Below are 25,280 nucleotides of genomic sequence, written 5' to 3' on the forward strand. Positions count from 1 at the left end.
GCCCCCGTGTCCATCGGCAACTCCCCTGAAGACGACCGACCTTCAGACGACCGCCTCGACCGACTCCCCGGCCCGGCCGACGACAGCCCGGCGGACGACCGCCAGGCCGAAGACGCCCCGGCCGACGACCGGCCCTCGATCGGCCACGCGCTGCGGCAGGCCCGCGTCGACGCGGGCCTGACCGTGGACGAGATCAGCACGTCCACTCGGGTGCGCATCCCCATCGTGCACGCCATCGAGCAGGACGACTTCTCCCGCTGTGGCGGCGACGTCTACGCCCGCGGCCACATCAGAACGCTGGCGCGTGCCGTCCACCTCGATCCGGCGCCGCTCCTCGCGCAGTACGACGCAGCGCACGGCGGCCGCCCGCCCGTGCCCACCTCGGCGGCGCCCCTCTTCGAGGCCGAGCGCATCCGCTCCGATCCGCGCCGGCCGAACTGGACCGCCGCCATGGTCGCCGCGATCGTCGCGGTGATCGGCTTCGTCGGTTTCACCGCGTTCAACGGCGGTGACGACAGCAGTGGGTCGAAGTCGGTCGCCGAGGGCTCCTTGCCCGCCCCCACCAAGCCCGCGGACAAGCCCAAGCCCAACAAGCCCGCCGACCCCAAGCCCGACCCGTCGGACAGCGCCATCGCGGGCGTGCCCCGCGACAAGGTCACGGTCAAGGTCGACGCCGCTGACGGCCGCAGCTGGATCTCGGCCAAGGACCACAGCGGCCGCACCCTCTTCGACGGGGTCCTGGAGCAGGGCCAGGCCAAGACGTTCCAGGACAAGCAGAAGATCGACCTCATCCTCGGTGACGCGGGCGCGATCAACCTGTACGTGAACGGCAAGCCGGTCGAGAACGAATTCGAACCCGGCCAGGTCGAGCGTCTCTCCTACACGAAGGGTGACCCGGAGGTCGGCTGACCGGCCCCCTTTGGGCCACTGACCAGCAAAGCGGCGCGGGCCGCGGTGACGTCCAGGTGACGTCCCGGCGGCCGCGTACCGACCGCCGGGTAACCCTGGCGGCGGGGGCCGAGGCGTGGACGAAGTAGTCTTGAGACCATGCCCGAACGCCGCACCGTCGCCCTTGTCACTCTTGGCTGCGCCCGTAACGAGGTGGACTCGGAGGAGCTCGCAGGCCGCTTGGAGGCGGATGGCTGGCAGCTCGTCGAGGACGCCGAGGACGCGGACGTCGCCGTCGTCAACACCTGCGGCTTCGTCGAAGCCGCCAAGAAGGACTCCGTCGACGCCCTGCTCGAAGCCAACGATCTCAAGGGTCATGGCAGGACCCAGGCCGTCGTCGCGGTCGGCTGCATGGCCGAGCGGTACGGCAAAGAGCTCGCCGACGCGCTCCCCGAGGCCGACGGCGTGCTCGGCTTCGACGACTACTCCGACATCTCCGGCCGTCTCCAGACCATCCTGAGCGGCGGCAGTGTCGAGGCGCACACCCCGCGTGACCGGCGCAAGCTCCTGCCGATCAGCCCGGCGGAGCGACAGGACGCAGGGGCCGGGGTCGCCCTGCCCGGGCACGCCCCGGTGGAGGCCCCCAAGGACCTGCCCGAGGGCGTCGCGCCCGCGTCGGGGCCGAGGGCCCCGCTGCGCCGCCGCCTCGGCAGCAGCCCCGTCGCCTCGGTGAAGCTGGCCTCCGGCTGCGACCGGCGCTGCTCGTTCTGCGCCATCCCGTCCTTCCGCGGCTCCTTCATCTCGCGCCGGCCCTCCGACGTCCTCGGTGAGACCCGCTGGCTCGCCGAGCAGGGCGTCAAGGAGGTCATGCTCGTCTCCGAGAACAACACCTCCTACGGCAAGGACCTCGGCGACATCCGGCTCCTGGAGACCCTCCTGCCCGAGCTGGCCGCCGTCGACGGGATCGAGCGCGTGCGCGTCAGCTACCTCCAGCCCGCCGAGATGCGCCCCGGACTCATCGACGTACTCACCTCGACGGAGAAGGTCGCACCCTACTTCGACCTGTCCTTCCAGCACTCCGCGCCCGGCGTGCTGCGCGCGATGCGGCGCTTCGGCGACACCGACCGCTTCCTGGAGCTCCTGGAAACCATTCGGGCCAAGGCGCCGCAGGCCGGTGTCCGCTCGAACTTCATCGTCGGCTTCCCCGGCGAGACCGAGGGCGACCTCGCGGAGCTCGAGCGGTTCCTGAACGGCGCGCGCCTGGACGCCATCGGCGTCTTCGGGTACTCCGACGAGGAGGGCACCGAAGCGGCGACGTACGACGGGAAGCTCGACCAGGACGTCGTCGACGAGCGGCTCGCGCACATCGCGCGGCTCGCCGAGGACCTCACCTCGCAGCGTGCCGAGGAGCGGCTCGGCGAGAGCGTCCAGGTCCTCGTCGAGTCCCTCGACGAGGAGGAAGGGCCGCTGGGCCGGGCCGAGCACCAGGCTCCGGAGACGGACGGCCAGATCCGTCTGACGGGCCCGGGCGCCTCCGAGGGCCTCCAGGTCGGCCGTATGGTCATGGCAAAGGTCGTCGGCACGGAGGGCGTGGACTTGGTGGCTGAATGTCCAGAGGAGGCCGGCAGATGACCGGAGTCCCGGCATCCGCGTCAGGCGGCTCCGGCGCGCACGGCGCTCCGGGCGCCAAGCCGGTGCGTGGCGGGAAGCTGGGCGCTGTGGCCGTCGATCAGGCCAGCCTGTGGAATGTGGCCAACCTGTTGACCATGCTCCGGCTGCTGCTCGTGCCGGGCTTCGTGATGCTGCTTCTCGGCAACGGCGGATATGACCCGGCCTGGCGCTCCTTCGCCTGGGCCGCCTTCGCCGTCGCCATGATCACCGACCTCTTCGACGGGCATCTGGCACGCACATACAACCTGGTCACAGACTTCGGGAAGATCGCCGACCCCATCGCCGACAAGGCGATCATGGGGGCCGCGCTGATCTGTCTGTCGTGGCTCGGGGACTTGCCCTGGTGGGTCACCGGGGTGATTCTCGGACGTGAGCTCGGCATCACCCTGCTGCGGTTCTGGGTGATCCGCTATGGAGTCATTCCGGCCAGTCGCGGCGGCAAGATGAAGACGCTCGCGCAGGGCACGGCGGTCGGCATGTACGTTCTCGCCCTGACGGGGCCGCTCGCGACACTGCGGTTCTGGGTGATGGCGGTCGCCGTCGTACTGACGGTGGTGACCGCGCTCGACTATGTGAAGCAGGCCGTGGTGCTGCGCAAGCAGGGCAGGGCCGAGGAGCGTACGGCGGCAACGGAGTCCGCCCGGGAGGCAGCGAAGTGACATCCCCCGGACTCTCGGCTGTCGCGATGTCGGCGAGCAGGCTGCTGCGGCTCTTGGCCGCGCGCGGCGAGACGCTGGCCGTCGCCGAGTCGCTGACGGGGGGCCTGGTGGCCGCGGAGATCACGGCGGCGCCGGGCGCCTCGGTGGTCTTCCGGGGGTCCGTCACGGCGTATGCCACTGACCTGAAGCGGGACGTGCTCGGCGTCGAGGGCACTCTGCTGGACGAACGCGGAGCCGTGGATCCCGAGGTTGCCCGGCAGATGGCGGTCGGGGTGCGCAAGGCGCTCGGCGCCGACTGGGGTATCGCGACGACCGGTGTCGCGGGGCCCGACTCCCAGGACGGCAAGCCCGTCGGCACCGTCTTCGTGGCCGTCGCGGGGCCCGGCCTGGACGGTATGCGGGGTTACGCCGGTGGCGGAGCCGAGGGGAAAGTCGCCGCCCTGCGGTTGAACGGAGACCGTTCGGAAATCCGTATGGAGAGTGTACGGAGCGTGCTGACGCTGCTGCTGGAGCAGCTCGCGGACGAACCTGCCGGGAACGGGCGGGCACAGGATACGGAACAGAACGGGGGGAATTGATGTTTGCAGCCCTGAGTGAACACGACATCGCTCCCCGCACGGCCGCCGCACGAGGCGGTACGGTGGGGCGTGAAGGATGCGGCTACGCGGTCCGAGGAGGGAGCCACCGATGATTCTGCTCCGTCGCCTGCTGGGTGACGTGCTGCGTCGGCAGCGCCAGCGCCAGGGCCGTACTCTGCGCGAAGTCTCCTCGTCCGCCCGAGTCTCGCTCGGCTATCTCTCCGAGGTGGAGCGGGGGCAGAAGGAGGCTTCCTCCGAGCTGCTTTCCGCGATCTGCGACGCGCTTGACGTACGGATGTCCGAGCTGATGCGTGAAGTGAGCGACGAACTGTCGCTCGCGGAGCTGGCTGAGTCTGCAGCAGTCACGGAACCGGTGCGCGCGCCGGTTCGCCCGATGCTCAATTCTGTCTCCGTGGCCGGTGTGCCACCGGAACGGGTGACGATCAAGGCGCCGGCCGAGGCGGTGGACGTCGTCGCGGCGTGATGACGCCGTTGTGTGACGTGTGCTGACCGTTGACGTGCTTCCTGGCTGAGCGCTCATGCGTGTGAAGGTCCCGACCGGGTACCCGGTCGGGACCTTCTGCGTTCCCCGAAGGGACGGACGTCCCGTGTAGAAGCACCGGGACGGGACAGAAGACCACTTAGGCGGGTTGACGCCCGTTAACCGGCTTGAAGCCCACTAATCGGGTTGAAGCGCATTAATCGGGCTGAAGCCCGGAAGTGGTTTGAAAGCCTCTAATCAGCCATATCAGCCCACTTGTGCCATGGTTGATGAGGGTTTCACTCGTTCGTCGATGAGTTGGAGGAGACAGATGTACGTCGCCAAGAGCCCGCTGTCCGACGCGGATCAGAAGACGGTCTCGGAGGCGCTGCAGGGCGCGCTGGTGGACCTGGTCGACCTGTCGCTGGTGGCCAAGCAGGTCCACTGGAATGTCATCGGGCCGCGTTTCCGCTCCGTACATCTGCAGCTGGACGAGGTCGTCGACACCGCAAGGCAGCACTCCGACACGGTGGCGGAGCGTGCCTCCACGCTCGGTGTCTCGCCCGACGGGCGTGCGGCGACCGTGGCGCAGAGCAGCGGCATCGGCAAGACCCCCGAGGGCTGGATCAAGGACGCGGACGCGATCGGGGTGCTCGTGGACGCGCTGGGCGCGGTGATCACGCGCTTCCGTGAGCGGATCGACGCGACCGGTGAGGCCGATCCGGTCAGCCAGGACATCTTCATCGGCATCACGGCCGATCTCGAGAAGCATCACTGGATGTTCCAGGCCGAGAACGGCTGAGAAGGGCTGGGAAGGCCTGGCGGAGTACGGGGTGGTGTGGCGGCCGCCGGTGGTGTGGCGTAGGGGCCGTAGTGCTTCCCGCGCCGTCGGCGCGCCCTCGGATGCGCCCTCCCGCGGGGTGAACCGGGGGGCCTAGCGTCGATCTCGCGTGGCGGGAGGTGAGAGCCGTGGCGGCCGTGCGCGGAATAGTCGTGACGTGGCGGGTGGTGCGGTGGGCGCCTCTCGTCGCGGTCGGCGTGGTGTGGTGGTGGGGAGTACTGCGGCTCGCCCTCGCGCCCGACGCGGGGGCGCTGGAGGGGGCCGTCGCGGCTGGGGGGTGGGGGTTGAGTCTGCTTCCTGTGCACTGTGTGCCGAAGGGGCGGGCGGAGGGGCGGGTGACGGGTGCGGGAGCTTCGGGGGTGCGGGCGCGGTCGGCTTCGCGGCGTGCGGGGGCGGCTTTGAAGCGTGCGGGGGTGGCTTCACGGCGTGCGGGGCGCAGTGCCTGGCGGGAGCAGGGCGCCGGGGTGCGGTGGCGTGCTACCAAGGCATGGCGACGCCGCCGTTCGGGCGGAGGATCTGGCCTGTCGTGAAGGACGAGGCGTCGGCCGCGAGGTGCAGCACGGCGTGCGCGATGTCGTCCGGTTCGCCGACGCGGCCCAGGGGTGCCATGCGCGTCATGACCTCTTCCGTATGCGCCTGGGCCTGGCTGTCGTGGCGCTCGGTCATCGGAGTGCGGATCCAGCCCGGCGCCACGGCGTTGACCCGGATGGCGTGCGGGCCGACCTCCGTCGCCAAGGTCTTCGTGAGCTGTACGACAGCTGCCTTCGACGCCCCGTAGCAGAGGAGGCCGGGGCCGCCGGTGTCCACGGCTCCCGAGGCCATGGTGATGATGCTGCCGCCCGTACCCGCCTCGATCATGGCTCGGGCCGCGGCCTGGCACGCGTACAGGACGCCCTTGAAGTTGATGTCCAGGACCCGGTCGAGGTCCTTCTCGCGGGTCTCCAGGACCGGGCCGCTGTGCATGATTCCGGCGATGGCCGCCATGATGTCGAGTCGGCCGGTGCCGGTGCCGGTGCCGGTGCCTGTGTCTGTGCCTGAGCCTGTGCCGGTGGTGGCCGCGGCCGCGGCTTGCGCCACGGCTCGGTCGATCTGCTCTTTGTCGGCGACGTCGAGTTCGTAGGCGTGGGCCTCGCCGCCGGCCGCCTTGATGAGTGCCGCGGTCTCGTGGAGTTTCCGGGCGTCGCGGTCGGCGCAGTGGACGGTGGCGCCCGCCTCGGCCAGGAGCAGAGCCGAGGCGCGGCCGATGCCGCTCGCGGCGCCGGTGACGAATGCGGTGCGCCCGGTGAGGTCATACGCCTTGACGGCCATGACGGGACGGTACGGCGGAGCTGACGGGGCGTCAACTAGGTGGGTGCGGCGGCCTGGGTCTGGGCCGGGGCGTGTGTGTCGGGGGAGGGGTACGTCAGGGGGTCGGGCCCCGCTGGCAAGTAGGGCACCAGTAGGTGGGGCGACTGCGGGAGCCGTCGCCCTGCTCCGCCACGCGGATCGAGGTGCCGCAGCGCAGGCAGGGGCGGGGCGCGCGGCCGTACACGTACAGGCGCTGACCGGTGCGGGGGCGGCCGGTGGTGGTGCGGGAAGGGCGGTCGCGGTTGGCTTCCAGGAGCTTCTTCGCGAGGCCGGGCAGGCGGGCGGCCGTCTCCTCGGGGAGTTCACCTACGGGGAGCCAGGGGGTGGTGCCCAGGAGGAAGCAGAGTTCGCTCTTGTAGATGTTGCCGATGCCCGCGAGGTTGCGCTGGTCCAGCAGGGCCTCGCCGAGGGCGCGGTCGGGCGTCGCGAGGACGTTCTCCAGCGCACGCTCAGGGTCCCAGTCGGGGCCGAGGAGGTCGGGGCCCAGGTGGCCCACGGCCTTGTCCTCGTCGGCGGTACGGAGCAGGTCGAGGACGGGCAGGCGGTAGCCGACGGCGATGCGCTCCGCGGTGCCGAGGATCGCCCGGATCTGGTGCCCCGGGCCGCCGCGCCAGGGCTCCCCGGGGGCGTAGATGCGCCAGATGCCGTCCATGCGCAGGTGCGAGTGCAGGGTGAGCCCGCCCTCGATCCGGGTGAGGAGGTGCTTGCCGCGTGCGGTCACGTCCAGGACGGTGCGTCCGGTGAGGTCGACCGTCGCGAGCTTGGGGACGCGGAGGTCGGAGCGCGTGAGGGCGTGCCCGGCGAGGGCGGTGTGCAGACGCCGGGCTGCCTGGTGGACGGTGTCGCCTTCGGGCATGGGTCCAGGGTGGCATGGAGGGGCGGGGTGGGGGTTGGGGCGGGTTCGGGGGCGCAGCCCTGCGCTGAGTCCCCGGCTAGGTCGGGCTTGAGGGCGCAGCCCTGCGCTGAGTCTGCGCGGGACCTGCGGCTGGCCGTGAGGCATGGCCTGGCTGGCCGGTGGTGGAGGTCGAGGCTATGCGCGCAGTCGCAGGCCCCGGGGGGTGGCGTGGAAGCCGGCTCCTTCCAGGAGAGGGGCGAAAGGGGAGGTCAGGGCCGCGGCGCCGTTGACCCGCTCCACCGTGACCGTGCCGAGCGAGCCGGCTCGGGCGGCTGAGGCCAGGGCTTCGGCGGCGGCGTGCAGGCGGGGGTCCTCGGTGACCGGGTCCTCCGGGGTCGCGGGCCAGGCCAGGAGCGTCTTGCCGCCGCGCTCCATATAGAGCGTCAGTTCGCCGTCGACCAGAACCACCAGGGAGCCCGCCTTGCGGCCGGGCTTGTGGCTCGCGCCGGTCGGTGGCTCGGGCCAGGACAGGGCGGCGCCGTACGCGTTGGCGGGGTCGGCGGCGGCGAGGACGACGGCGGCCTGGGCGTCGGAGGGCCGGGTGCTGTCCGTACGCTCCCGGGTGTTCGCCGTGGCGCGCAGGCGGTCCACCGCGCCGTCCATCGCGAACTGGGCCGCGCCGAGCCCCTCCACGACGTAACCCCGCCGGGCCTGACCGCTGTCCTCGAAGGCGGACAGGACCCGGTACGTCGCCGAGAAGCCGCCTTCCACGCCTTCCGCGGCCACCGCGCCGCGAGTGACCACGCCGTGCCGGTCCAGGAGGGTGCGGGCCAGGGCGTGGGCGCGCAGCGTCGGGTCGGGCTCACGCTCCGGGAGCAGCGACCATCGGCCCGCGACCGTCGGGGGGCCGGTGCGGGAGACGGTGCGCGTGGCGGTGCGGGCGGCGGCGGTCAAGGAGCCGTAGCGCCCGCGCGGGATGCCTCGCTTGGCGCGGTGGGCCGTGGAGCCCGCGGTGCGCCCGGAGCCGAGGAGCGAACGCATCGGGGCGAGCGTGTCGTTCGTGAGCCGTCCTGACCAGGCCAGCTCCCAGATCGCGTCGGCCAGCTGCGGATCGGAGGCCTCCGGGTGCGTGGTCGCGCGGACCTGGTCGGCGATCTGGCGGAAGAACAGGCCGTACCCCCCGGAGAGGGTGTCCAGCACGGATTGGTGCAGGGCCGTGAGCTCCAAGGGGTGAGCCGGCGGCAGGAGCAGGGGCGCCGTGTCGGCCAGGTAGAGGGAGACCCAGCCGTCCTTTCCCGGCAGGGATCCGGCGCCCGCCCAGACCACCTCGCCGGCCGCGGTGAGTTCGTCGAGCATGGCGGGGGTGTAGCCGGAGACGCGCGAGGGCAGGACGAGCTTTTCGAGGGCGGAGGCCGGGACGGTCGCCCCCTGCAACTGCTCGACGGCGCGCACCAGCCCGTCGATGCCGCGCAGCCCATGGCCGCTCAGGTGCTGCCACTGGGGCAGGAACTGGGCGAGCGCCGACGGAGGCACCGGCTCCAGCTCATGCCGCAGGGCCGCCAGGGAGCGGCGGCGCAGACGGCGCAGGACCGTGGCGTCGCACCACTCCTGGCCGATGCCCGCGGGGTGGAACTCTCCTTGTACGACACGGCCGTTCGCCGCGAGGCGTTGCAGCGCGCCCTCCGTGACCGCGGTCCCGAGGCCGAAGCGGGCGGCGGCGGTGGCGGAGGTGAACGGGCCGTGCGTGCGGGCGAAGCGGGCCAGGAGGTCGCCGAGGGGGTCCTTGACCGGCTCGGTGAACGCTTCGGGGACCCCCACGGGCAGGGCCGTGCCGAGGGCGTCCCGCAGGCGGCCCGCGTCCTCGATCGCCGCCCAGTGGTCAGCCCCGGCGATGCGGACCCGGATGGCGCGGCGGGCGGAGCCCAGCTCGGCCGCCCACTCGGCCTCGGCGCCGCGCTCGGCCAGCTCGGCATCGGTGAGCGGTCCGAGCAGCCGCAGCAGGTCGGCGACGCCTTCGGAGTCCTTGATCCGCCGGTCCTCCGTGCGCCACTGGAGCTCCTGCTCCAGCTCGGCGAGGACATCCGCGTCGAGCAGCTCGCGCAGCTCCGCCTGGCCGAGCAGCTCCGCGAGCAGGTGGGAGTCCAGGGAGAGGGCCGCCGCGCGCCGCTCGGCCAGGGGGGAGTCGCCCTCGTACAGGAACTGCGCCACGTATCCGAACAGGAGGGAGCGGGCGAAGGGGGAGGGCTCGGGAGTGGTGACCTCGACGAGGCGGACGCTGCGGGACTCGATGTCGCCCATCAGTTCCGTGAGGCCCGGTACGTCGAAGACGTCCTGGAGGCACTCCCTGACGGCCTCCAGGACGATCGGGAACGACCCGTACTCGCTCGCCACTTCGAGCAGTTGGGCGGCGCGCTGGCGCTGCTGCCACAGAGGGGTGCGCTTGCCGGGGCTGCGGCGCGGCAACAGCAGGGCGCGGGCGGCGCACTCCCGGAAGCGGGAGGCGAACAGGGCCGAGCCGCCCACCTGGTCGGTGACGATCTGGTTGACCTCGCCCTTGTCGAAGACGACGTCACCGGCGCCTACGGGAGCCTTCTCCGCGTCGTACTCCACAGGGGGCCCGGTCGGGTCCTGGTCGAGGAGGTCCAGGCCCATCAGGTCGGCGTCCGGCAGGCGCAGCACGATGCCGTCGTCGGCGTGCATGACCTGGGCGTCCATGCCGTACCGCTCGGTCAGGCGGGCGCCCAGGGCGAGGGCCCACGGGGCATGTACCTGGGCGCCGAAGGGGGAGTGCACGACGACCCGCCAGTCGCCCAGCTCGTCACGGAACCGCTCGACCACGATCGTGCGGTCGTCCGGGATGTGCCCGCACGCCTCGCGCTGTTCCGCGAGGTACGACAGGACGTTGTCGGCGGCCCAGGAGTCGAGCCCCGCGGCGAGCAGCCGCACGCGCGCGTCCTCCCGCGAGAGCGCGCCGACCTCCCTGAGGAACGCGCCGAGCGCACGGCCCAGTTCGAGCGGGCGGCCCAGCTGGTCGCCCTTCCAGAAGGGCAGCCGGCCAGGGACACCGGGAGCGGGGGAGACGAGGACGCGGTCTCGGGTGATGTCCTCGATGCGCCAGGAGCTGGTGCCGAGCGTGAAGACGTCACCGATCCGGGACTCGTACACCATCTCCTCGTCGAGCTCTCCGACGCGGCCGCCGCCCTTCTTGGGGTCGGCGCCCGCGAGGAAGACCCCGAAGAGGCCGCGGTCGGGGATCGTGCCTCCGGAGGTGACCGCGAGGCGCTGCGCGCCGGGCCGCCCCGTGACCGTGCCCGCCACGCGGTCCCAGACCACGCGGGGCCGCAGCTCCGCGAAGGCGTCGGAGGGGTAGCGACCCGCGAGCATGTCGAGCACGGCCGTGAAGGCGGACTCCGGGAGCGAGGCGAAGGAGGCGGCCCGGCGGACCACCGTCAGGAGGTCGTCGACCTGCCAGGTGTCGAGCGCGACCATCGCCACCAGCTGCTGCGCAAGCACGTCCAGAGGATTGGCCGGGACGCGCAGTGACTCGATGGAACCCGTGCGCATCCGCTCCGTGACGACGGCGGCCTGGACCAGGTCGCCGCGGTACTTGGGGAAGACGACCCCGGTGGAGACAGCGCCCACCTGGTGGCCCGCGCGGCCCACGCGCTGGAGCCCGGAGGCGACGGACGGCGGCGACTCGACCTGCACGACCAGGTCGACCGCGCCCATGTCGATGCCCAGCTCCAGGCTGGACGTGGCGACGACGGCCGGCAGCCTGCCCGCCTTCAGGTCCTCCTCCACCTGGGCGCGCTGCTCCTTGGAGACCGAGCCATGATGGGCGCGCGCCAAGACCGGCGGGGCGCCCTTGGCGGCTCCTGACTCGGCCATCAGCTCCGCCGGGGAGTGGTCCTCGGGGAGGGCCTCCCCGGTCGCCCGTTCGTAGGCGATTTCGTTGAGGCGGTTGCACAGGCGCTCGGCCAGGCGGCGGGAGTTGGCGAAGACGATCGTCGAGCGGTGCGCCTGGACGAGGTCGGTGATGCGCTCCTCGACGTGCGGCCAGATCGAGGGACGCTCCGCCGCCGGGCCCCCGCCGTCCCCGGAATCGGCGACCGGGGAGCCGCCCAACTCGCCGAGATCCTCGACCGGGACGACCACCGAAAGGTCGAACTCCTTGCCGGACGGCGGCTGGACGATCTCCACCTTCCGCTTCGGGGAGAGATAGCGCGCCACCTCGTCCACCGGCCGCACCGTCGCCGAGAGGCCGATGCGACGCGCGGGCTTCGGCAGCAGCTCGTCCAGCCGCTCCAGGGACAGGGCGAGATGGGCGCCGCGCTTGGTGCCCGCGACGGCGTGCACCTCGTCGAGGATCACCGTCTCGATGCCGGTGAGCGCCTCCCGTGTGGCCGAGGTGAGCATCAGGAAGAGCGACTCGGGGGTGGTGATCAGGATGTCCGGCGGGCGGGTCGCCAGGGCACGGCGCTCGGCGGCAGGGGTGTCACCCGAGCGGATGCCGACGCGCACCTCCGGCTCGGGCATGCCGAGGCGCACGGCCTCTTGGCGGATGCCGGTCAAGGGACTGCGCAGGTTGCGCTCCACGTCGACCGCGAGGGCTTTGAGCGGGGAGACGTACAGCACCCGGCAGCGCTTCTTCGGGTCCGCGGGCGGCGGGGTCGAGGCCAGCTGGTCCAGCGCGGCCAAGAACGCGGCCAGGGTCTTGCCGGATCCCGTGGGCGCCACGACCAGCACGTCGGACCCCTCGGCGATCGCCCGCCAAGCGCCGGTCTGGGCGGAGGTGGGCGCGGAGAAAGCCCCCGTGAACCAGCCGCGGGTCGCGGGGGAGAACGCGTCGAGGGCGCCGTGGGCACCGGACGTGGAGCTGACCATGACCCCATCGTGCACCCCGCCACTGACAACGGCGTCGACCTGCGGAAATGGGTGTCGCGCCGGGGGCGAGGAGAGGGGAGCGGAGACGAGGGGGTGACGGCCGCCGGTGCCGCCCGCCCTGCCGCGGCGCCGACCCGAGGGCGGCCGACGGCTCAGTCGATGGGCCGCCCGTACGCCCGCAGCGTGCGCAGCGCCTCGATCGTCACGATCGGACGCGACTCGAAGGCCGTACCCGGCGCCCACTGCCGCCAGCGGATCGGCCAGCCGCCGTCCTCCCGCTGTTCCCGCGCCAGGAAGTCGAGCGAGCGCTCCATCTCGGCGTCGGTGAACCACGCGCGCGCGAGCGACTCGGGGACCTTCGCGAAGTCGTGCGGGAAGTGGTGCTCGCCCGGCGCGTACCCCGGCGACACTGGATACGCGTCCAGGTCATCCGGGTCCAATGCGGCCAGGCGCTGCTCGCGCACGAGGCGGCCGAGGCGGTCGGCGGCGGCCTGCGCGCGCGAGCGGTCGGGCACGCCGTCCAGGAAGGCGACCGCCGCCTGGACTTCGTAGGGGTGCGACTTCTCCAGCGATTCGACGGCCGCCCAGCAGAAGTCCGTGGCCCGGAAGAGCCAGGCGTGCCACACGTCGTTCCGGTGCAGCAGGCCCACCACGGGTCCGGTGGCGAGCAGCTCGCTGGGCGGGTCGTCCACGATGGGCACGAACGGCGCCGAAGGGTAGCCGCGCTGGCTGGGATGGATCGCGGGGAGAGCGCCCTCAGGTGTCGAGACCGCCGTCAGATAGCGGCACACGCGCTCCACCCGCTGCCCGCCGCAGCGTCGGATCGAGTCCAGGACCCGCAGCGCGTGCCCGGTGTGCAGCGGCTGGCTCACGGGACCCCGCAGATCGGGTTCGAGCGCGTAGCCGTACCCGCCGTCCGCGGTGGCGTACGCGGCGAGGGCGGTCTCCACCGCGTCCGCGGCCTGGTCGCGGCCCGTGCCGACGGCCTTCGTGGGGAAGTGGTACGCGAACCGCCGCTGCTCCAGGACGCGCGCGGTGAGCCAGACGAAGTGCTCGGCGCGGGCTACCGGGGAGGGCGCCGCGCCGGGGGAGGGCACTGGGTCGGGGGATGCTCCGGTTTCGGCCATGTCCCGACCGTAGGGCGGAAAGCGGCCCCGGCAAGCCCCCTGAGCCCGGCTGCACTCTCAGGGGCGCGATACTGAAGGCATGCGGTTGACGGTTTTCTGGCAGCGGATGGCGGCTCACTTCGGAGCGGGGTACGCCGACTCGTTCGCGCGCGATCACGTGATGTCGGAACTGGGCGGCCGCACGGTCAATGAGGCGCTGGACGCGGGCTGGGACGCCAAGGACGTGTGGCGCGCGGTCTGCACGGCCATGGACGTACCGGCCGAAAAGCGCTGACTTCAGGGCGGTTGGTTCACGCCGAAGGGCACCACGCGCGCGTGGGCCGTCCCAAGATGCGGGGGCGGCGGCCGTTTGCAGGCGGCGTGGGCGAGACTGGGCCCGTGGCATCCACAGACGAGACCGCGCAGGTCACCCAGGACATCGCTCCGTTCGGCACGCCGCCACCCCCGCGGCCCCCCGCCGATGCCGAGGCGGGGAACGGCGCCCACATGCCGCGCTGGCTGCCACGCGCCATGGTGCTCGCTCTCGCGCTCATCGCCTGCTTCCAACTGGGCAGTTGGGCCTTCCACCAACTGACGGGGCTGCTGATCAATGTCCTGATCGCGTTCTTCCTGGCCCTCGCGGTCGAGCCGGCGGTGAGCTGGATGGCGGCGCGCGGGCTGCGCAGGGGCTTCGCCACGTTCATCGTCTTCATGGGCGTCATGATCGTGAGCGCGGGCTTCGTCACGCTGATGGGCTCGATGCTCGCCGGACAGATCGTGGACATGGTCGAGGACTTCCCCGACTACCTCGACAAGGTCATCAGCTGGATCAACCAGACGTTTCACACGGACCTCTCCCGCGTCGAGGTGCAGGACAGCCTGGTCCACTCCGACTGGCTCCAGAAGTACGTGCAGAACAGCGCCAGCGGCGTCCTGGACGTCTCCGCGCAGGTCCTCGGCGGCCTCTTCCAGCTCCTGACGATCCTGCTGTTCTCGTTCTACTTCGCGGCCGACGGACCGCGGCTGCGGCGCGCGCTGTGCTCGGTGCTGCCGCCCGCCAGGCAGGCCGAGGTGCTGCGCGCCTGGGAGATCGCGGTCGACAAGACCGGCGGTTATCTGTACTCGCGCGGGCTGATGGCGCTGATCTCAGGGATCGCCCACTACATCCTGCTCCAGACGCTCGATGTCCCCTACGCGCCCGTGCTCGCGGTGTGGGTGGGCCTGGTCTCCCAGTTCATCCCCACCATCGGCACATATCTGGCGGGCGCCCTGCCGATGCTGATCGCCTTCACGGTCGATCCCTGGTACGCGCTCTGGGTACTGATCTTCGTCGTGATCTACCAGCAGTTCGAGAACTACGTGCTGCAGCCGAAGCTCACCGCCAAGAGCGTGGACATCCACCCCGCGGTCGCCTTCGGGTCGGTCATCGCGGGGACGGCACTCCTAGGAGCGGTCGGTGCGCTTATCGCCATCCCCGCCGTCGCGACCCTTCAGGCCTTCCTCGGGGCGTACGTGAAGCGGTACGACGTCACCGACGACCCCCGGGTGCACGGTCACCGGCGCAGGGTCGGACCGACCCTCCTCGCGCGCGTGCGGCGCGCTTTGGGCGGGCCGAACGAACCGGGGGCGGCGGCGGAGTCCGAGACGAGGCCGAAGCCGGACGGGCGTCCGTAGCCTGCGGCGGCGTCGTGCGCGACCGACGTCCAGGGCACCTCAGCAGGACAGGAGGCCCCACACGTCCGCTCGCTACGCCAGCAACCGGACCTCGGCCTCGGGGAGCTTGGCCCACCAGTAATGGTGGCGGCTGTAGACCTTCGTCTCGCGGCCGGTGAGGAGCGCCAGCAGGGAGCGGGCCTCCGTGGCGAGTCCGTCCCAGGTCTCGGCGGACAGGGGGTGGAAGGCCGTGGCCTCGATGGCGCCGTCCACCTGCCGCCACACCCCGGCGACACGGCCGTCCACCAGCAGGGTGGGCAGCACGTCGCCGTTGTTGCGGATCACCAGGGGGCGGTAGGCCGGGGGTATCACCCGGCTGCGGTCGGCGTAGGCCAGCAGGACGCTGTCCCACATCGCCAGAAGACGGGGCGGGGCGGGTGTGTCCGCGGCCGGGCGGGGAGCGCCGGGGAGATCGAAGAGGGTGCCGCCGTCCGGCCCCTGGAGCGCCTCGACGGTCCCCTCCAGGGTGCGGAGTGCCGCACGGACGGGCGCCCTCTGCACCATGGAGAACTGGGCCATGTCCGCCACCGAAGCGGGCCCGAAGCCGGCCAGGTACCGCAGGAGAAGGGCGCGCAACGCCTCCGGCCGCACCGCCCGCCCTGTGGGAGGGGGCCCGGCATCGGCCGCCACGAAAGACGGCCGGACGCCGAACGACCACGGGGCGCCGGTCGCGGCGTGGTGCAGCGGCGCGTACGCCTTCAGCCCCCACCACGCCCCGGCCGCCTTCTCGGCGCCGAGCCGCTCCTCGACCCACGCCTGCATCTCGGCCGAGGTCCGCGGGCGGTCGGCGAAGGCCAGCAGCTCCGGCACCAGCTCCTCGCCGTCCGCGGGCGTCAGGCCCGTCGCGGCGAAGCGGTGGCCGAGCCGGGAACCGTACAGCGTCGGCTGCATCGCCTCGCGGAAGTCCCGGTAGTCGTCACCGTGCGCGGCGTGCAGCGTGATCCGCATGAGGGTCGCCTTGATCACCGTGCGCTCGGTGAAGGCGGCGTCGAGCTCGCCGGGAGCGAAGTCGGCGAGCCGGTTCCAGAGCGCGACGTACGGCGAGGCCGGGTGCTGCGCCTGGAGCGCGACCACGCGCCGTATCCCGTCCTGGACGGTCAGTGGCTCGCGCTTCAGCAGCAGCTGGCGGCCGAGGGTGGCCCGGTTGAGTTCGTCCGCGGTGATCATCACAGCGGAGGATTCTGCCTCGCAGCACCGCGCGCCAGCCAGGGTTCGAGCCGCCGTCCCGGATCGCCGGGCGGTGCGGCGTGCCACGCTTGACACTAAAATCGAACATCCATTCTTATAGGGCGTCCGGCGGTCATTTTCCAGGGGCGCGAGGGAGGATCCCTGGCCCGCTACGCAGGATTTCGGTGAGGGACGGCCTTGAGTTATCCACAGGCTGGACGGGCGTCGGGGCGGATTGTCAGTGGCAGGCGTTAGCGTCTTTGACGTGAAGCGATCGACTCAAGCAAATCGGGTGGAACCCATGGCAGGAACCGACCGCGAGAAGGCGCTCGACGCCGCGCTCGCACAGATTGAACGGCAGTTCGGCAAGGGCGCAGTGATGCGCATGGGCGAGCGGCCGAATGAGCCCATCGAGGTCATCCCCACCGGGTCGACCGCGCTCGACGTCGCCCTCGGCGTCGGCGGCATCCCCCGCGGCCGTGTGGTGGAGGTGTACGGACCGGAATCCTCCGGTAAGACGACCCTCACGCTGCACGCCGTGGCCAACGCCCAGCGGGCGGGCGGCGCCGTGGCCTTCGTGGACGCGGAGCACGCCCTCGACCCCGAGTACGCGAAGAAGCTCGGCGTCGACATCGACAACCTCATCCTGTCCCAGCCGGACAACGGCGAGCAGGCACTCGAGATCGTCGACATGCTGGTCCGCTCCGGCGCCCTCGACCTCATCGTCATCGACTCCGTCGCCGCCCTGGTGCCGCGCGCGGAGATCGAGGGCGAGATGGGCGACTCGCACGTGGGTCTCCAGGCCCGCCTGATGAGCCAGGCGCTCCGGAAGATCACCAGCGCGCTCAACCAGTCCAAGACCACGGCGATCTTCATCAACCAGCTCCGCGAGAAGATCGGCGTCATGTTCGGCTCCCCGGAGACCACCACCGGTGGTCGGGCGCTGAAGTTCTATGCCTCGGTGCGCATGGACATCCGCCGCATCGAGACCCTGAAGGACGGCACGGACGCGGTGGGCAACCGCACCCGCGTGAAGGTCGTCAAGAACAAGGTCGCGCCGCCCTTCAAGCAGGCCGAGTTCGACATCCTCTACGGCCAGGGCATCAGCCGTGAGGGCGGCCTGATCGACATGGGCGTCGAGCACGGCTTCGTCCGCAAGGCGGGCGCCTGGTACACGTACGAGGGCGACCAGCTCGGCCAGGGCAAGGAGAACGCCCGCAACTTCCTGAAGGACAACCCCGACCTCGCCAACGAGATCGAGAGGAAGATCAAGGAGAAGCTGGGCGTCGGCGTGAAGCCCGAGGCTCCGGTCGCCGAGCCGGGCGCGGACGCGGCGGGTGCGGCGGGCGCGGCTCCGGCCGAGGACGCCGCCAAGACGGTGCCCGCGCCGGCGGCCAAGGCCACCAAGTCCAAGGCCGCGGCGGCCAAGAGCTAGCCCGTGACACGGCGAACGGACTGGGCGGACCACCCCGCCCCCGAAAGCCGCCCCGGCGCCGCGGGGCGGGGCCACGGGGGCGGTGTGGATCAGGGTGGCGTCGGCCCGTACGACGGCCGCGGCTTCCAGGACGGTGACGAGACCGGTTCCCACGGCGATGACCGGACGGGCTTCCGGGGCGGTGACGGCCACCGGGAGGGCGGCACCGGCCGGAGCGGTGGACGTCGCCGACGGCGTGGCGGCTTCGGCGACCACCAGGACGGCGGCCCCCCTTCCTCGTCGAGGGCCGAGAAGGGGGAACCGTCGACGGGGGATCCGGCTGAGCGGGCGCGGGCGATCTGTCTGCGCCTGCTCACCGGTACCCCGCGCACGCGCAAGCAGCTCGCCGACGCGCTGCGCAAGCGGGAGATCCCCGACGACGTGGCGGAGGAAGTCCTCTCCCGCTTCGAAGAGGTCGGGCTGATCAACGACAGCGCCTTCGCGGATGCCTGGGTGGAGTCCCGGCATCACGGCCGAGGCCTGGCCCGCCGGGCGCTCGCCCGGGAGCTGCGCACCAAGGGCGTGGAATCCACGCTGATCGACGAAGCCGTGGGGCAGCTCGACTCGGAGCAGGAGGAGGCGACCGCGCGGGAGCTGGTCGCCCGCAAGCTCCGTTCCACGCGCGGCCTCGACCGCGACAAGCGGCTCCGTCGCCTCGCGGGCATGCTCGCCCGCAAGGGCTACGGGGAAGGCATGGCGCTCAGAGTGGTCCGGCAGGCCCTGGAGGAAGAGGGCGAGGACACCGAGGACTTGGGGTACGAGGCGTTCTGAGGGCGCCGCTCCCACGGGGGTGGGGCGGCACCCGGAACGATCCGCGTACCCCAACTAGCGCTCCGCGGGGTGGGGTTAACCCCCCTGCGGAGACGCCGGGCCACCGCAGTGCACAGGACCATGTGCACGGACGACTGTGTACGTATGGCACAGGAACCCGGCACAACTGACGCGGCCCGAGCGCATGCCCCGGCGCCCAGCACGGCTTCGGCTCCCCGTGATCCGGCTCCCGGCGCGGCCTCGGCCCCGGTGCCGGCCAGTGCTTCGTCGGCGGACCCGGCACCAGGCCCGAGCCTCGACGCGGGCTCGATCCCGGCGCCGGAGAAGACCCCAGCTCCGGCGGAGGCCTCCGCCCCGCCCACACCCCAGACAGCCCTGCCAGCACCGCCCCCAGAAGAACTCAGCGACCTCCGCGTACTCAAAGCCCTCGCGCAGCCGCGCCGCCAGCAGATGTTGCAGCACCTCACCGTGCACGGCCCGGCGACCTCGGCGACGCTCGCCAGGGCGCTCGGCCTCAACACCGGGGCGACCAGTTACCACCTGCGTGAACTCGCCCGCTATGGCTTCGTCGAGGAGAGGCCGGGCTCGGGGCATGGTCGTGAGCGTTGGTGGCGGGCCGTCCCCGGTGACCGCCGCTTTCCACCGCGGAGCCGCCAGAGCCCCGAGGTGCGGCGCGTGATGGACGAACTCAACGACATCTCGTACGCAGCCGACCTCGAACTCTTCGAGCAGGTGCGGCGGGAGACGGGTGCCGAACCAGGGGAGTGGGGCGACGCCTTCCCCTACTCGCGCGGCACGATGCGGCTGACCGTTTCCGAACTCCGTGAGTTCTTCGAGGCGTACATCGCGCTGCTCAACCGCTACAAGAGGCCCGACGCCGACACCCCGGCGGATGCCCGCACCGTGCTCACGCGCTTTCTGGCCTTCCCGGCACCAGTACCCGAAGCCGCGCCCGCATCGGCGCCCGCGCCCGCGACGCCGCCCTTCCCGGACGCCCCCTCCGAGAACCGAGACGAGACCGAGCCCTCATGATGCTGCGCTACGCACTGCAAACGGTCAGGGAGCGCAAAGGCGGATTCCTGGGTGCCTTCCTCGCGCTGATGTGTGCCGCCGCGCTCATCACGGCCTGCGGCACGCTTCTGGAGACCGGCCTGCGCGGCACCGTCAGGACCGAGCGCTACGCCGCCGCACCGGTGATCGTCTCCGCCGACCAGAACGTCCACCAGACCACGGTCAAGCACAAGAAGGGCAAGACCAAGGTCAAGCACAAGGCGAAACCGATCGCCGAACGGGCCTGGCTGCCGGCCGATGCCATAGAGCGCAGACTCAAGAACGCTCCGGGCGTCGGTGAGGTCGTGCCCGAACTGACTTTCCTCGCCCAGCCGTTGACGGCCGCCGCTGGGATCGACAGGGACAGGCCCGCGTACGGACACGCATGGAGGTCCGCCGCCCTCACTCCGTTCCGCCTCGTCGACGGCCGTGCTCCGCGTGCGTCAGGCGACCTCGTCATCGACCGTGACCTCGCGGACCGCACCGGACTGGCCCCCGGCGACCGCCTCACCGTCCAGTCGACGCAGAGCCCCCGCACCTACCGCATCACCGGCGTCGCCGCCCCCGAGAACGGTGCCCTCCCCCACCAGACCTCGCTCTTCTTCTCCTCCGGAGAGGCCGAGCGGCTCGCGGCGCACCCCGGAAAGGTCAGCGCCTTCGGCGTCGTACCGGACCAAAACACCGGCGTCGCCGACCTCAAGCGTGCCGTCGCACACGCCCTCGACGGCACGACGGCGCAGGTCAGCGCGGGTGACGACCGCGGGCCCGTCGAGTTCCTCGACGCGGCCGGTGCCCGCGTCAAGCTCGTCAGCATGGGCGGCGCGATGGGCGGCACCTCCCTCCTCGTCGCGGTTCTCGTGGTCGTCGGCACCTTCGCCCTCTCCGTCCAACAGCGCCACCGCGAACTGGCCCTGCTCCGTGCCGTTGCCGCGACGCCCCGGCAAATCCGCAAGCTGCTCGGACGCGAGGCCCTGCTCGTCGGGGCTGCCGCGGGCGTCACCGGATCGCTCGCCGGCATCCCGCTCGGCGGCTGGCTGCACGGCCGCTTCGTGGAGACCGGAGCGGTCCCCGCCACTCTGGAGCACGCTGTCAGCGTCTTCCCGCCCTGCGTCGCCATCGGCGCGACCGTGCTCGGAGCCTGGGCCGCCGCTCGTATCGCCGGGCGCAGGATCGTCCGGATCCGCCCCGCCGAGGCCCTCGCCGAGGCACGGGTGGAGCGGTCCAGGCCCGCCTGGGGCCGGATCGTCGCCGGTCTCGTCCTGCTCGTCGGCGGTGCGGTGCTCGTCGCCGTGCTGAGCGTGCTGCGCACGGAGGCCGCTTCGACTCCTGTGACGTTCCTGGCGGTGGTGGTCCTGGCCTGTGCCCTCGCGCTCCTCGGCCCGTTCGTCGTCAGGGCGGCGGCAGCGCTGCTGCGCGGCCCGCTCCGGCTGACCGGGGCGACCGGCAAGCTCGCCCACGCCAATCTGCGCGGTAACGCGGCCCGGATGGCCGCCGCCGTCACCCCCCTCGCCCTCCTCACGGGCATGACCTGCACCGTCCTCTTCGTCCAGCCGACCCTTGGGGACGCGGCCCGGCAACAGGCCCGCGACGGCATCCGCGCGAACTGGGTGCTCGCCGCGCAAGGGCCGGGCGTCCCGGCGCAGGCCACGCGGAAACTGCGTACGGCCGAAGGCGTCGAGGCCGCCACCGAGGTCGTCCGCACCACCGTGCGGGTAGGGCTCGACAAGTACCCGGCGCAAGGCGTCACGCCGGAAGGGCTCGTCCGGACCTGGGACCCCGATGTCGTCGCCGGATCCCTGAAGGGCTTCGGCGCGGGCAGCGTCGCCGTCAGCGAACTGGCCGCCGACCAGCTCGGTCTGAAGCCGGGCGGCACGCTTGCGCTCACTCTCGGAGACGGCACGAAGGCGGAGCTCACCGTCCGTGCCGTGTACGCCCGCGGGCTCGGCTTCGGCGACCTGACCATGGCTCACGACCTGGTCGCCCGCCACGTCGACAACCCGCTCGCCGCCACGGTCCTCGTCAAGAGCGACCGTACACAGGAACAACTCGCGGCCGCCGTCGAGAAGTTCCGGGGCGTCCAAGTGCTCTCCCCGGCCGTCGCCGACGGACTCCATGCCGAACGCCAGCAGGCCAGCGCCGAGGTGAACCACCTCGCCATGGGCCTCGTCCTGGCCTTCACCGCCATCGCGGTGGTCAACACCCTCGCGATGTCCGTGTCCGAGCGCATGCGCGAATTCGCGATGCTCCGGCTCGCGGGCGCCACCCGCCGCCAGGTACTGCGGATGCTGCGCACCGAGGCGCTGTCGGTGCTCTTCATCGGCACCGCGCTCGGCAGCGGAGCGGCGCTCGCCGTACTGACCGCGTTCAGCGTGGGCATGACGGGCAGTGCGGCACCGACGGTCACTCCGCTGGTGTACGTCTCCGTGGTCGCCGTCGCCGGGCTGCTCGCCCTGCTGGCGACCGCGCTGCCCGGCCGCGCCGCCCTCAGGCCACTCCCGGTCACGGTGGCGACGGCCAAGGAGTAGGCGGCAAGGAGGAGGGCGGCCGAGCCTTCGCGCGGTCACACCGCCACCGGGAGCCCTGCCGCCTTCCACGCCTGGAAGCCGCCGATGAGGTCGGTCGCGTGACGCAGGCCCAACTGCCGCAGGGAAGCGGCCGCGAGGCTCGACGCGTAGCCCTCGTTGCAGATCACGACGACGCGCAGATCGTGATCCGTGGCCTGCGGGGCGCGATGGCTGCCCTGGGGGTCGAGGCGCCACTCCAGTTCGTTGCGCTCGACGACCAGGGCCCCGGGGATCAGGCCGTCGCGCTCCCTCAGTGCCGCGTACCGGATGTCGACCAGCAGGCCGCCGGCCCGCGCGACGTCGTACGCCTCCTGGGGGCCGACCCGGTCCAGGTCGCGCCGTACGCGCTCCAGCAACTCGTCGATACCGGTCGGCTGATCGCTCACTGCCAGTCCTCCGGGCGTTCCACGGACTCCAGGCGGAGCACCTCGCCGGTGCGGCTGTAGCGGCGGATCCGGGGGAGGGGCGGGTAGTAGGCGTGTACGGAGATGGCGTGCTCGGTGGTCGACTCGTTCAGCACCTCGTGTACGTGGTTACGGCCGAAGGCGCGGCCCTCACCGACCTTCAGGTCGCGCTCGCGGTCGACGCCTTCGGAGAGCTCCAGGGTCTTCCAGCCGTCGGTGGGCAGGCGCACGGCGAGCGAGTTCTCCTTGAGGGTGCCCGCCGCGGTGAGGAAGGCGCCGACCGACTCCGCGTGGTCGTGCCAGCCGGTTCCGGTACCCGGCGGCCAGCCGATCAGCCACGCCTCGCTGCCACCGGGCCCCTCCAGACGCACCCAGGTGCGGCCCTCGGGGTCGAGCGGGAGGGCGGCGATGAGGCTGGAGTCGGCCGCGCTGCGGCGGACGAAGTCGAGGAGTTCGGCGGCGGTCGGAGCGGTGGAGCGCGTGGACGCGGGCGCGACGGAAGCGGAGGCAGGGGCAGAAGCGGAAGGAGGGGAGACAGACACGGGTACCGTCCTGAAGGTTCGCGGAAGAGCGCGCGAGCAGGCCGGAGGGCGGCGCTCAGCGCGTGGAGAAAAGATGCGAATTCAGCAGGACGAGTGACACACGCAGCCTGCGTACCGGACAAGGTCCATGTGGACCCTCCGCCACAGGCGCACATCGGTGTCGGTCACGATCCGGAGTAGACCATGGAGGCCTGGGCCGGTCAACTCCTGCTCAGCATGCGATCGCGAGGGGTTCAGGGGGCGGTCGGACGGACTCCGTACGGCGGTGCGCGTACGTGGCCCTCCGGGGACGCGGGCACCTTCCCCGGATCACCGGCCTCCGCCCGGGTCCGCCGGTCCGTCTCCGCCCCGTCCGTCTCCACCCGGACCGCCCCGCACCGCCACCTCCGCCTGGTGGCCGCGAGGCCACGAGGCCGCGGCGGGCCCGGCCGCTCGCCATCCCGGCCCGGCTGCTCGCCGCACCAGCCGCCCTGCTCACCACACTGGCCCGGTCACTCGCCACACCAGCCACGCCGCCCGCCACCCCGGCCAACCCGCACCTTCCGCCACCGCCTCACTTGCCCGGCCGCGCCACCCCCGCCGAGCTCCCCTGCCCGCCTGCCTGAACCGCTGAGCCGGGCCGCACCGCCAGGCCCCGCTGTGCCGAGTCACCCTCCCGGCGGCCCTTCTGTTCGCCGCCCTTCTCGTCCCCGCTCGCCTGATCCGCGCCCTTACGCGCCGCCGCCCCCGCGCCACCCACCGCCGCTTCGGCGGCCGCGTACAGCTCGGCCGGCCGTACTCCGGAGAGCGCGGTGACCAGGTGCCCGTCGGGGCGTACGAGCAGAACGGTGTGCGCGGCGGCCCCGGGATAGCTCTCCGCGACGAGCAACTCGGCCGGGTGCGGCAGCGCCGTCACGGCGGCGGCGAGCCGAGGCATGATCCCGGCCGTCACCCAGTGCCGCCGCTCCCACACCACCGTGCCCGGCGCGACGAGGACGACGAGAAGATGACCGAATCCGAGTCGCTCCCGCAACTGGGCGAAGGACCCGTCGGGGGCGGTGACCTGCACATCGGCGACCGGTGCGCCCGACTCCGTGCCGACCGCCACCTGCGACTCGGACGGCGCGGGCGCCAGGGGGGAGTCCGCGTACGACGAGGGCGCACCGAGCGGCCCGCGCCCCACGTGGCCGTCCGTGAGGAGCGCGTCGTGTCCGCGCGCCGCCCCCGGCACGTAGGAGCGCAGACCTCCACCGCCGCGCAGCACCGGCAGCGACTGGTCGGCGGCGCGTAGGCGCGTGGCCACACCGGCCCGCCGCTCGGCCTGGTAGCTGTCGAGCAGCGGATCGTGCGGGCCGTGGTGCCAGGCGAGCGCCAGCTTCCACGCGAGGTTGTCCGCGTCCCGCAGCCCCTCGTCGAGTCCCTGCGTGCCGAGCGCGCCCAGGAGGTGCGCGGCGTCCCCGGCGAGGAAGGCGCGGCCGACCCGCCACCGGCGGGCCAGGCGGTGGTGGACGGTGTGCACGCCCGTGTCGAGCAGTTCGTACGGCGGTGTGGAACCCCCGCACCAGCCCGCGAGGGTCTCCCGGATCCGCAGGACGAGCGCGTCGGGTGTCACCAGCTCGCCGCGCGGCGGCAAGAGCCAGTCGAGCCGCCACACTCCGCCGGCGAGCGGACGGCCCGTCACCTCGGCGCCCCCGCCACGCCACGGAGGCATCCGGTGCAACAACGCTTCGCCGGCCCAAGGAAGTTCCGTCCGCAGCGCCGCCACGGCGTGGCGCTCGACCGCCGTACGGCCCGGAAAGCGGATGTCCAGGAGTTTGCGCACGGTGGAGCGGGACCCGTCGCAGCCCACCAGGTAACTGCCACGCCACCACGTGTCCTTGGGGGCGCGCGTATGGGCGGTCAGCCCGGACGCTTCCTGCTCCAGGGAGACGAGCTTGCTCTCCACCGCGATCTCGACGAGCCGTTCGCCGGCGATGGCCTCGCGCAGCGCGCCGGTCAGCACGTGCTGCGGCAGATGCAGCGGGGAGGGGGACTCGTCGTCGAAAGTGAGTTCCCGCATCACCTGCTTGCGCCGCAGGGACCGCCAACTGGCCCAGCGGGCGCCCGACTCCGCGTCACCGAACGAGTGACCCACGAGCCGTTCCACGAAGGCCGCGGTGTCCTCGCGGAGCACGTTCGTCCGCGCGAGGCGCTGCTCGTCCTTGCCCGGCCCTTCGTCGAGGACGACCGTGGGCACGGAGTGACGGGCGAGCGCGAGGGCGAGCGCGAGGCCGACGGGGCCCGCGCCGACGATGATCACCGGGTCCACGGCGCGCACCCTCCGGCC

General features: G+C 72.3%; 22 protein-coding genes. 13 read left to right on the plus strand and 9 right to left on the minus strand.

The annotated features are described in order from the left end of the window. Positions 1-6 precede the first annotated feature (6 nt). The 7 genes from ACF062_RS06510 to ACF062_RS06540 all read left to right on the plus strand — a co-directional run bounded on the left by ACF062_RS06510 (position 7) and on the right by ACF062_RS06540 (position 5,648). On the plus strand, positions 7-909 hold the full coding sequence (locus tag ACF062_RS06510; protein WP_392136607.1) for a helix-turn-helix domain-containing protein: 903 nt from the start codon (positions 7-9) through the stop codon (positions 907-909). A gap of 138 nt (positions 910-1,047) precedes the next feature. Further along, the gene (rimO, locus tag ACF062_RS06515) at positions 1,048-2,520 is read left to right on the plus strand and encodes a 30S ribosomal protein S12 methylthiotransferase RimO (protein WP_392136610.1); all 1,473 of its coding nucleotides are present in this window, start codon (positions 1,048-1,050) and stop codon (positions 2,518-2,520) included. Then, positions 2,517-3,218 carry a CDP-diacylglycerol--glycerol-3-phosphate 3-phosphatidyltransferase gene (gene pgsA / locus ACF062_RS06520; protein WP_223777140.1) on the plus strand — a complete coding sequence of 234 codons (702 nt, stop codon included), beginning with the start codon at positions 2,517-2,519 and terminating at the stop codon, positions 3,216-3,218. Before rimO ends, pgsA begins: the two co-directional genes overlap by 4 nt. Positions 3,219-3,244: 26 nt before the next feature. Next, positions 3,245-3,796 (plus strand): CinA family protein, encoded by a 552-nt coding sequence (locus ACF062_RS06525; RefSeq protein ID WP_392137663.1) that lies wholly within the window; start codon positions 3,245-3,247, stop codon positions 3,794-3,796. Positions 3,797-3,905: 109 nt separating this feature from the next. After that, on the plus strand, positions 3,906-4,280 hold the full coding sequence (locus tag ACF062_RS06530; RefSeq protein ID WP_055529762.1) for a helix-turn-helix domain-containing protein: 375 nt from the start codon (positions 3,906-3,908) through the stop codon (positions 4,278-4,280). Positions 4,281-4,608: 328 nt separating this feature from the next. After that, the gene (locus ACF062_RS06535; RefSeq protein ID WP_223777142.1) at positions 4,609-5,079 is read left to right on the plus strand and encodes a Dps family protein; all 471 of its coding nucleotides are present in this window, start codon (positions 4,609-4,611) and stop codon (positions 5,077-5,079) included. 191 nt (positions 5,080-5,270) lie between these two features. Next, on the plus strand, positions 5,271-5,648 hold the full coding sequence (locus tag ACF062_RS06540; RefSeq protein WP_392137664.1) for a hypothetical protein: 378 nt from the start codon (positions 5,271-5,273) through the stop codon (positions 5,646-5,648). On the opposite strand, the gene ACF062_RS06545 is transcribed toward ACF062_RS06540, so the two are convergent. The 4 genes from ACF062_RS06545 to ACF062_RS06560 form a co-directional block, all read right to left on the minus strand. Next, positions 5,596-6,426, minus strand: coding sequence for an SDR family NAD(P)-dependent oxidoreductase (locus tag ACF062_RS06545; protein ID WP_392136613.1), 831 nt, complete (start codon positions 6,424-6,426; stop codon positions 5,596-5,598). The two genes, ACF062_RS06540 and ACF062_RS06545, sit on opposite strands and share 53 nt — an antisense overlap. A gap of 94 nt (positions 6,427-6,520) precedes the next feature. Then, on the minus strand, positions 6,521-7,321 hold the full coding sequence (locus tag ACF062_RS06550) for a DNA-formamidopyrimidine glycosylase family protein (protein WP_392136615.1): 801 nt from the start codon (positions 7,319-7,321) through the stop codon (positions 6,521-6,523). Between the two features lie 174 nt (positions 7,322-7,495). Continuing rightward, a complete protein-coding gene (locus ACF062_RS06555; RefSeq protein ID WP_392136617.1) occupies positions 7,496-12,184 on the minus strand; it encodes an ATP-dependent helicase in 4,689 nt (1,562 codons plus the stop codon). Positions 12,185-12,336: 152 nt separating this feature from the next. Continuing rightward, a complete protein-coding gene (locus ACF062_RS06560) occupies positions 12,337-13,311 on the minus strand; it encodes a hypothetical protein (RefSeq protein WP_392136619.1) in 975 nt (324 codons plus the stop codon). Positions 13,312-13,390: 79 nt separating this feature from the next. Here ACF062_RS06560 and ACF062_RS06565 point away from each other — a divergent pair, with 79 nt between their 5' ends. Beyond that, positions 13,391-13,585 carry a DUF3046 domain-containing protein gene (locus tag ACF062_RS06565; protein WP_127910735.1) on the plus strand — a complete coding sequence of 65 codons (195 nt, stop codon included), beginning with the start codon at positions 13,391-13,393 and terminating at the stop codon, positions 13,583-13,585. 104 nt (positions 13,586-13,689) lie between these two features. Continuing rightward, complete coding sequence (locus ACF062_RS06570; protein WP_392136621.1) at positions 13,690-14,964, plus strand: AI-2E family transporter; 1,275 nt, start codon at positions 13,690-13,692, stop codon at positions 14,962-14,964. Between the two features lie 72 nt (positions 14,965-15,036). Here ACF062_RS06570 and ACF062_RS06575 read toward each other — a convergent pair whose 3' ends face one another. Beyond that, positions 15,037-16,170, minus strand: coding sequence for a winged helix DNA-binding domain-containing protein (locus ACF062_RS06575; protein ID WP_392137665.1), 1,134 nt, complete (start codon positions 16,168-16,170; stop codon positions 15,037-15,039). A 301-nt stretch (positions 16,171-16,471) separates the two neighbouring features. Here ACF062_RS06575 and recA point away from each other — a divergent pair, with 301 nt between their 5' ends. From recA to ACF062_RS06595, 4 genes are all read left to right on the plus strand, one after another. Continuing rightward, positions 16,472-17,605, plus strand: coding sequence for a recombinase RecA (recA, locus tag ACF062_RS06580; protein WP_223777149.1), 1,134 nt, complete (start codon positions 16,472-16,474; stop codon positions 17,603-17,605). 3 nt (positions 17,606-17,608) lie between these two features. Continuing rightward, positions 17,609-18,415: a recombination regulator RecX gene (recX, locus tag ACF062_RS06585; protein WP_392136624.1), complete on the plus strand. Its 807-nt coding sequence runs from the start codon at positions 17,609-17,611 to the stop codon at positions 18,413-18,415. A gap of 144 nt (positions 18,416-18,559) precedes the next feature. Further along, the gene (locus ACF062_RS06590; protein WP_392136625.1) at positions 18,560-19,447 is read left to right on the plus strand and encodes an ArsR/SmtB family transcription factor; all 888 of its coding nucleotides are present in this window, start codon (positions 18,560-18,562) and stop codon (positions 19,445-19,447) included. Further along, positions 19,444-21,990 carry an FtsX-like permease family protein gene (locus ACF062_RS06595; RefSeq protein ID WP_392136627.1) on the plus strand — a complete coding sequence of 849 codons (2,547 nt, stop codon included), beginning with the start codon at positions 19,444-19,446 and terminating at the stop codon, positions 21,988-21,990. The genes ACF062_RS06590 and ACF062_RS06595 overlap by 4 nt, the downstream gene beginning before the upstream one ends. A gap of 35 nt (positions 21,991-22,025) precedes the next feature. On the opposite strand, the gene ACF062_RS06600 is transcribed toward ACF062_RS06595, so the two are convergent. The 4 genes from ACF062_RS06600 to ACF062_RS06615 form a co-directional block, all read right to left on the minus strand. Further along, complete coding sequence (locus ACF062_RS06600) at positions 22,026-22,421, minus strand: rhodanese-like domain-containing protein (protein WP_392137666.1); 396 nt, start codon at positions 22,419-22,421, stop codon at positions 22,026-22,028. Beyond that, on the minus strand, positions 22,412-22,975 hold the full coding sequence (locus tag ACF062_RS06605) for a cysteine dioxygenase (RefSeq protein WP_392136629.1): 564 nt from the start codon (positions 22,973-22,975) through the stop codon (positions 22,412-22,414). The genes ACF062_RS06600 and ACF062_RS06605 overlap by 10 nt, the downstream gene beginning before the upstream one ends. Positions 22,976-23,056: 81 nt before the next feature. Then, a complete protein-coding gene (locus tag ACF062_RS06610; protein WP_392137667.1) occupies positions 23,057-23,143 on the minus strand; it encodes a putative leader peptide in 87 nt (28 codons plus the stop codon). A gap of 385 nt (positions 23,144-23,528) precedes the next feature. Further along, positions 23,529-25,262: an FAD-dependent monooxygenase gene (locus ACF062_RS06615; protein ID WP_392136631.1), complete on the minus strand. Its 1,734-nt coding sequence runs from the start codon at positions 25,260-25,262 to the stop codon at positions 23,529-23,531. Between the last annotated feature and the right edge of the window lie 18 nt (positions 25,263-25,280).

The sequence above is a fragment of the Streptomyces sp. NPDC015345 genome, assembly GCF_043078805.1.
GTDB lineage: Bacteria > Actinomycetota > Actinomycetes > Streptomycetales > Streptomycetaceae > Streptomyces.

Coding starts and splice junctions, on each gene's coding strand:
- ACF062_RS06550 (WP_392136615.1), bottom strand. CDS start 7,321: ATGCCCGAAGGCGACACCGTCCACCAGGCAGCCCGGCGTCTGCACACC.
- ACF062_RS06555 (WP_392136617.1), bottom strand. CDS start 12,184: ATGGTCAGCTCCACGTCCGGTGCCCACGGCGCCCTCGACGCGTTCTCC.
- recA (WP_223777149.1), top strand. CDS start 16,472: ATGGCAGGAACCGACCGCGAGAAGGCGCTCGACGCCGCGCTCGCACAG.
- ACF062_RS06560 (WP_392136619.1), bottom strand. CDS start 13,311: ATGGCCGAAACCGGAGCATCCCCCGACCCAGTGCCCTCCCCCGGCGCG.
- ACF062_RS06575 (WP_392137665.1), bottom strand. CDS start 16,170: ATGATCACCGCGGACGAACTCAACCGGGCCACCCTCGGCCGCCAGCTG.
- rimO (WP_392136610.1), top strand. CDS start 1,048: ATGCCCGAACGCCGCACCGTCGCCCTTGTCACTCTTGGCTGCGCCCGT.
- pgsA (WP_223777140.1), top strand. CDS start 2,517: ATGACCGGAGTCCCGGCATCCGCGTCAGGCGGCTCCGGCGCGCACGGC.
- ACF062_RS06530 (WP_055529762.1), top strand. CDS start 3,906: ATGATTCTGCTCCGTCGCCTGCTGGGTGACGTGCTGCGTCGGCAGCGC.
- ACF062_RS06590 (WP_392136625.1), top strand. CDS start 18,560: ATGGCACAGGAACCCGGCACAACTGACGCGGCCCGAGCGCATGCCCCG.
- ACF062_RS06595 (WP_392136627.1), top strand. CDS start 19,444: ATGATGCTGCGCTACGCACTGCAAACGGTCAGGGAGCGCAAAGGCGGA.
- ACF062_RS06535 (WP_223777142.1), top strand. CDS start 4,609: ATGTACGTCGCCAAGAGCCCGCTGTCCGACGCGGATCAGAAGACGGTC.
- ACF062_RS06525 (WP_392137663.1), top strand. CDS start 3,245: ATGTCGGCGAGCAGGCTGCTGCGGCTCTTGGCCGCGCGCGGCGAGACG.
- ACF062_RS06545 (WP_392136613.1), bottom strand. CDS start 6,426: ATGGCCGTCAAGGCGTATGACCTCACCGGGCGCACCGCATTCGTCACC.
- ACF062_RS06565 (WP_127910735.1), top strand. CDS start 13,391: ATGCGGTTGACGGTTTTCTGGCAGCGGATGGCGGCTCACTTCGGAGCG.